Source organism: Sinomonas sp. (genome assembly GCF_051955515.1).
Taxonomy (GTDB): Bacteria; Actinomycetota; Actinomycetes; order Actinomycetales; family Micrococcaceae; genus Sinomonas.
On sequence record NZ_JBQCGQ010000060.1, the window covers coordinates 1 to 3,979 of the forward strand.

The following is a 3,979-nucleotide window of genomic DNA, read 5'->3' on the forward strand; positions in this document are numbered from 1 at the left end:
CGCAGGCCTTCGAGGGATGTCGGCGGGAGCACATCGACGGACACAGGATCCTCCAGGGCAGCACAGAAAACCCGGAACAGCGCCATATAGGTAAGCGGCAAGCCCGGGGATTACTCCAAGCCTACAGCGTGGCGTGAACCCCTAGGATGGACCCGATGAGCGAGATCTCCGTACCCCGGCCCCCCGGACCGGTCGTGCGCGTGCTCGGGGCGCTCTACCTCGCGTTCATCGCAGGGGTAGTTTTCTGGCCCACCCCGGTGGATCGGCCGGCGTCGAAGACGATTGCCCAAGTCTTCCTGTGGCTCCACCGGCACGGCGTCCCGAACTGGATCGGTTACTCGCTGTTCGAATGGCTCGCGAACGTCGCGTTCTTCGTGCCGTTCGGCATCCTTGCGGTCCTCGTGACCCGGCGGGTGCTGTGGGCGGTCGCCCTCGGGTGCGGGATTTCGACGGCGATCGAGCTCACCCAATGGCTGGTCCTCCCGGAGCGCACGGGCTCAGTCCTGGATGTCCTCGCGAATACGAGCGGGGCGCTCGTTGGGGCCGTGATCGCAGCCCTGTGGCTTCGGAGGCGTCGCGAGGGCACCTAGGATGGTCCACGGCGCTCATCCCCGCCGAGCGCCTGAGCCCAGACAGATTGGAAGGACTCCATGGCCCTCGAAGCCACCACTACCCTGAACCACCCGGTCAACCAGGTTGCCGCAGTCTTCGCCGACGAGGCGTTCCAGCGCCACGTGAGCGAGCTCGTTGGCGGCAAGCTCGAATCGTTCACCGTCGACGGCGACACCGCGAGCGCCTTCACGGCCACGATCGTGCGGCAGGTCCCGACCGGCCGGCTCCCCGAGCTCGCGAAGAAGTTCGTGGGCGAGCACCTGACGGTCACGCAGGTCGAGAAGTGGTCCGCGCCGGACGCCGACGGCTCGCGGCACTCCGACATCTCAGTCAAGGTCGCCGGTGCGCCTGTGGACGTCACCGCCGTCCAGCGCCTCGTTTCCGAAGGGGCCGGCACCCGCCTCGAGCTCTCGGGCACCGTCTCGAGCTCCATCCCGCTGCTGGGCGGGAAGATCGCCGATGCGGCCGAGCCGTTCGTCGGGAAGGCCCTCAACATCGAGGCCACCCAGGCCGAGGCCTGGCTCGCGGGCGAGATCCACTGATGCAGCTGCCCGCCGCCCTCTCGTGGCTCCTCATCATCGCCGGCGTCTGGAGCATCGTGGTGTGGCCGCAGTTTCTGCGCCGCGTCATGAAGGATCCCCGCGCGCGTGACGAGTCCGGGCGGGCGACGCGCTTCCTCACGGTGCACATCTTCCTCGTGGCCATTTCGGTGACGCTCGGCGTCGCCGTGGCGGTCGTCGGTGTGAGAACCCTGTTCGCCTGAGGGGCGTGTGCTCCGCAGCTTTCGTTGTGAGGGCTCAGAACGACAGCTGCGGAGCAGCGCCTCGCTAGACTGGAAGTACAGGTGTGCCGGGAAGTCTGGTCGGCGTGGTCCTCGACGTCGACATCACCAGGAGCCTCATGGTCCTCCCCCCGCCGCCCTCTTCCGAATACCGCCGCATCAGCCAGATCCTCCGCAAGGAGACGGTCGGCGGCGCCCTTCTTCTCCTCGCGACGGTCGTGGCCCTGGCATGGGCGAACTCGCCCTGGTCCTCGTCGTACGAGTCACTCCGCGACTTCCGACTGGGATACGCGCCCTGGCATCTTGATCTCACCATGGGCGAGTGGGCCGCGGACGGCCTGCTGGCGATCTTCTTCTTCGTGGCCGGCCTCGAGCTCAAGCGCGAGTTCGTCGCGGGCGATCTCCGTCGCCCCGCGACCGCAGTCGTTCCCGTTGTCGCCGCCTGTGGCGGTGTCGCCCTGCCGGCGATCCTCTTCACCGCGGTCAACCTGACCAGCGGAGGCGATGCCCTCCGCGGCTGGGCCATTCCGACGGCGACCGACATCGCCTTCGCTCTCGCCGTCCTCGCCGTCCTCAGCACCCACCTGCCGGCCGCACTGCGCACGTTCCTCCTCACCCTCGCGGTGGTGGACGACCTGCTCGCGATCGCCATCATCGCCGTCTTCTACTCGAGCGGAGTGCATCTTCTGTTCCTGGTGCTCGCCCTCGTCCCACTCGCCCTGTTCACCTGGCTCGTACAGCGGCGCGTCCGCGCGTGGTACCTCCTCCTCCCGCTCGCCGCGGCGACGTGGGTCCTGATGCACTCCTCGGGGATCCACGCGACGGTCGCGGGCGTCCTGCTCGGCTTCGCCGTGCCCGTGGTCCGGAGTGAAAAGGCAGGCGGCCCCGGAGCTGGGCTTGGGCTCGCCGAGCACTTCGAGCACCGCTTCCGTCCGCTGTCGGCGGGCGTTGCCGTACCCGTGTTCGCGTTCTTCTCGGCGGGGGTGGGAGTCGGCGGCTGGGACGGCATGAGAGGCGCGCTCGCCGATCCGGTGGCCATCGGCATCGTGGTTGCACTCGTCGTCGGCAAGACGGCGGGAGTCTTCGGGGCCACGTGGCTCGTGACGAAGTCGCGGCACGCGGGTCTCGATCCTTCCCTGGCCTGGATCGACGTGTTCGGCCTTGCGCTCCTCGCCGGCGTCGGCTTCACCGTCTCGCTGCTCGTGGCCGAGCTCGGATTCGGTGCGGGTTCGGTGCACGACGACCACGCGAAGGTCGCCATCCTCGCAGGTTCGGTCATCGCGGCGGTGCTGGCCGCCGTCGTCCTCCGCGCGCGGAACCGCCACTATCGGAAGGCGGCCTCTGAGGAGGCTAGAGCTGCGGGAAGAACTCCGCCGCCAGAGTCTCCCGCAGAATAGGGCACGGCCAGGGCTGCCCGCATTTGCAGCACGGCTGCCCCACGTATTCGCCGGAGGGCCGATGTGCGTCGACGAGCGGCGCCCACGTGTCCGCCTCAACCTTCTGCTGCGCGGACCCGCGCTGCTGGACTGCCCGCAGCCGCTCCACGATCTGCTGGTAGAGGGGCTCGGCGCGATCTTGCATTGGGATAGATTAGCCCTTCCCGGGCAGCAGAACGGGTCGCGCAACCCGCGCCACCCGGTGCAGAAGGCAACTGCTATGCGTGGCGTCCACGACGCGGGCGTGCGGCCTTGGCCCCGATGAGGGACAGGAGCAGGAGCAGGCCTGACGCGAACAGGGACGTGGAGACGGTCGAATCGGGGGCAGGAGCACCGACCCCGGTTTGCGCCTGGATGGTCACCTCGCCAGCTCCGGCACCGGCGCCAGCCCCGGCACCAACTCCAGCACCCGCACCCACGGCAGCACCGACGCCTCCCGCGGCGACGACGGCGCCCGAAGCAGGCGCGGTCGAGCCGCCGACTCCCGGCACCACCGGAGCAGTCGTGCTCTGCGTGGCGGTCGGCGTCGGGGTCACAGTCTTGGTCTCGGTCGGCGTCGGGGTCGGCGTCTTCGTCTCAGTCTTGGTAGGCGTAGGCGTCGGATGAGGCGTCTTCGTCGGCTTCGGCGTCGGGCTCGGAACCTTGCAGCCGTTGTCCCAGATGGCCTTGCCGGACGTTGTCCAGTTCAGCCCCGGGAACGAGATCGTCTGGCCCTTGCCGTTCACGTAAGTGAACGCGGGGATGATGTCCCGCTGGTCCTGATGCTCTCCGTGCGCCTCTGCGATCGAGGCCTTGTCGACGGTGATCGCGACGAAGGGATTCGTCTCGGAGCCCGTGGCGTGGCAGATCGTCACCTTGTGCGAGGTGTCGCCGGACGGCGGACTGGCGAGCGCAGGGCTCGTGGCAACGCCAGCAGCCATGAGCCCAAGGGCCCCGGCGAGGAGCAGTGAGCTCACTCGGTTCTTCTTGATCGTGGAAATGAGCGGCATAGCGGCCGCCTCCTTTTTCACTGAGCGACATTGTTGAAGAGACCAGGGGTGGCATTTTCAGGTGCACTGTCCGCATCGGAAGGTGAGGAGGACGATGTCGGCGTCGGGATTCTCCACGCTGCAGGAGAAGACGACGACGAGGCAGGGGTCGTTGGGGAAGG

Annotated in this window: 6 protein-coding genes; 4 read left to right on the forward strand and 2 right to left on the reverse strand. The window is 68.2% G+C overall.

Going from position 1 to position 3,979, the window contains the following annotated elements; all coding sequences use genetic code 11:
* Nucleotides 1–155 precede the first annotated feature (155 nt).
* The 4 genes from ACTHL9_RS03385 to nhaA all read left to right on the forward strand — a co-directional run bounded on the left by ACTHL9_RS03385 (nucleotide 156) and on the right by nhaA (nucleotide 2,790).
* Complete coding sequence (locus ACTHL9_RS03385; protein WP_440517319.1) at nucleotides 156–590, forward strand: VanZ family protein; 435 nt, start codon at nucleotides 156–158, stop codon at nucleotides 588–590.
* A 60-nt stretch (nucleotides 591–650) separates the two neighbouring features.
* The gene (locus ACTHL9_RS03390) at nucleotides 651–1,154 is read left to right on the forward strand and encodes a DUF2505 domain-containing protein (RefSeq protein ID WP_440517320.1); all 504 of its coding nucleotides are present in this window, start codon (nucleotides 651–653) and stop codon (nucleotides 1,152–1,154) included.
* The gene (locus ACTHL9_RS03395) at nucleotides 1,154–1,375 is read left to right on the forward strand and encodes an SCO4848 family membrane protein (protein WP_440517321.1); all 222 of its coding nucleotides are present in this window, start codon (nucleotides 1,154–1,156) and stop codon (nucleotides 1,373–1,375) included. The genes ACTHL9_RS03390 and ACTHL9_RS03395 overlap by 1 nt, the downstream gene beginning before the upstream one ends.
* Before the next feature lie 137 nt (nucleotides 1,376–1,512).
* Nucleotides 1,513–2,790 (forward strand): Na+/H+ antiporter NhaA, encoded by a 1,278-nt coding sequence (gene nhaA, locus ACTHL9_RS03400; protein ID WP_440517326.1) that lies wholly within the window; start codon nucleotides 1,513–1,515, stop codon nucleotides 2,788–2,790.
* Here the strand turns inward: nhaA and ACTHL9_RS03405 are convergent.
* Together ACTHL9_RS03405 and ACTHL9_RS03410 are read right to left on the reverse strand one after the other, a co-directional pair.
* Nucleotides 2,744–2,974, reverse strand: coding sequence for a hypothetical protein (locus ACTHL9_RS03405; RefSeq protein WP_440517323.1), 231 nt, complete (start codon nucleotides 2,972–2,974; stop codon nucleotides 2,744–2,746). The genes nhaA and ACTHL9_RS03405 overlap by 47 nt on opposite strands.
* Nucleotides 2,975–3,047: 73 nt before the next feature.
* Nucleotides 3,048–3,818, reverse strand: coding sequence for a hypothetical protein (locus tag ACTHL9_RS03410; RefSeq protein ID WP_440517325.1), 771 nt, complete (start codon nucleotides 3,816–3,818; stop codon nucleotides 3,048–3,050).
* Between the last annotated feature and the right edge of the window lie 161 nt (nucleotides 3,819–3,979).

Bases quoted from the DNA above. Each gene is read 5' to 3' on its own strand.
- ACTHL9_RS03405 (WP_440517323.1), bottom strand. From the start codon at position 2,974: ATGCAAGATCGCGCCGAGCCCCTCTACCAGCAGATCGTGGAGCGGCTG.
- ACTHL9_RS03385 (WP_440517319.1), top strand. From the start codon at position 156: ATGAGCGAGATCTCCGTACCCCGGCCCCCCGGACCGGTCGTGCGCGTG.
- ACTHL9_RS03410 (WP_440517325.1), bottom strand. From the start codon at position 3,818: ATGCCGCTCATTTCCACGATCAAGAAGAACCGAGTGAGCTCACTGCTC.
- ACTHL9_RS03390 (WP_440517320.1), top strand. From the start codon at position 651: ATGGCCCTCGAAGCCACCACTACCCTGAACCACCCGGTCAACCAGGTT.
- ACTHL9_RS03395 (WP_440517321.1), top strand. From the start codon at position 1,154: ATGCAGCTGCCCGCCGCCCTCTCGTGGCTCCTCATCATCGCCGGCGTC.
- nhaA (WP_440517326.1), top strand. From the start codon at position 1,513: ATGGTCCTCCCCCCGCCGCCCTCTTCCGAATACCGCCGCATCAGCCAG.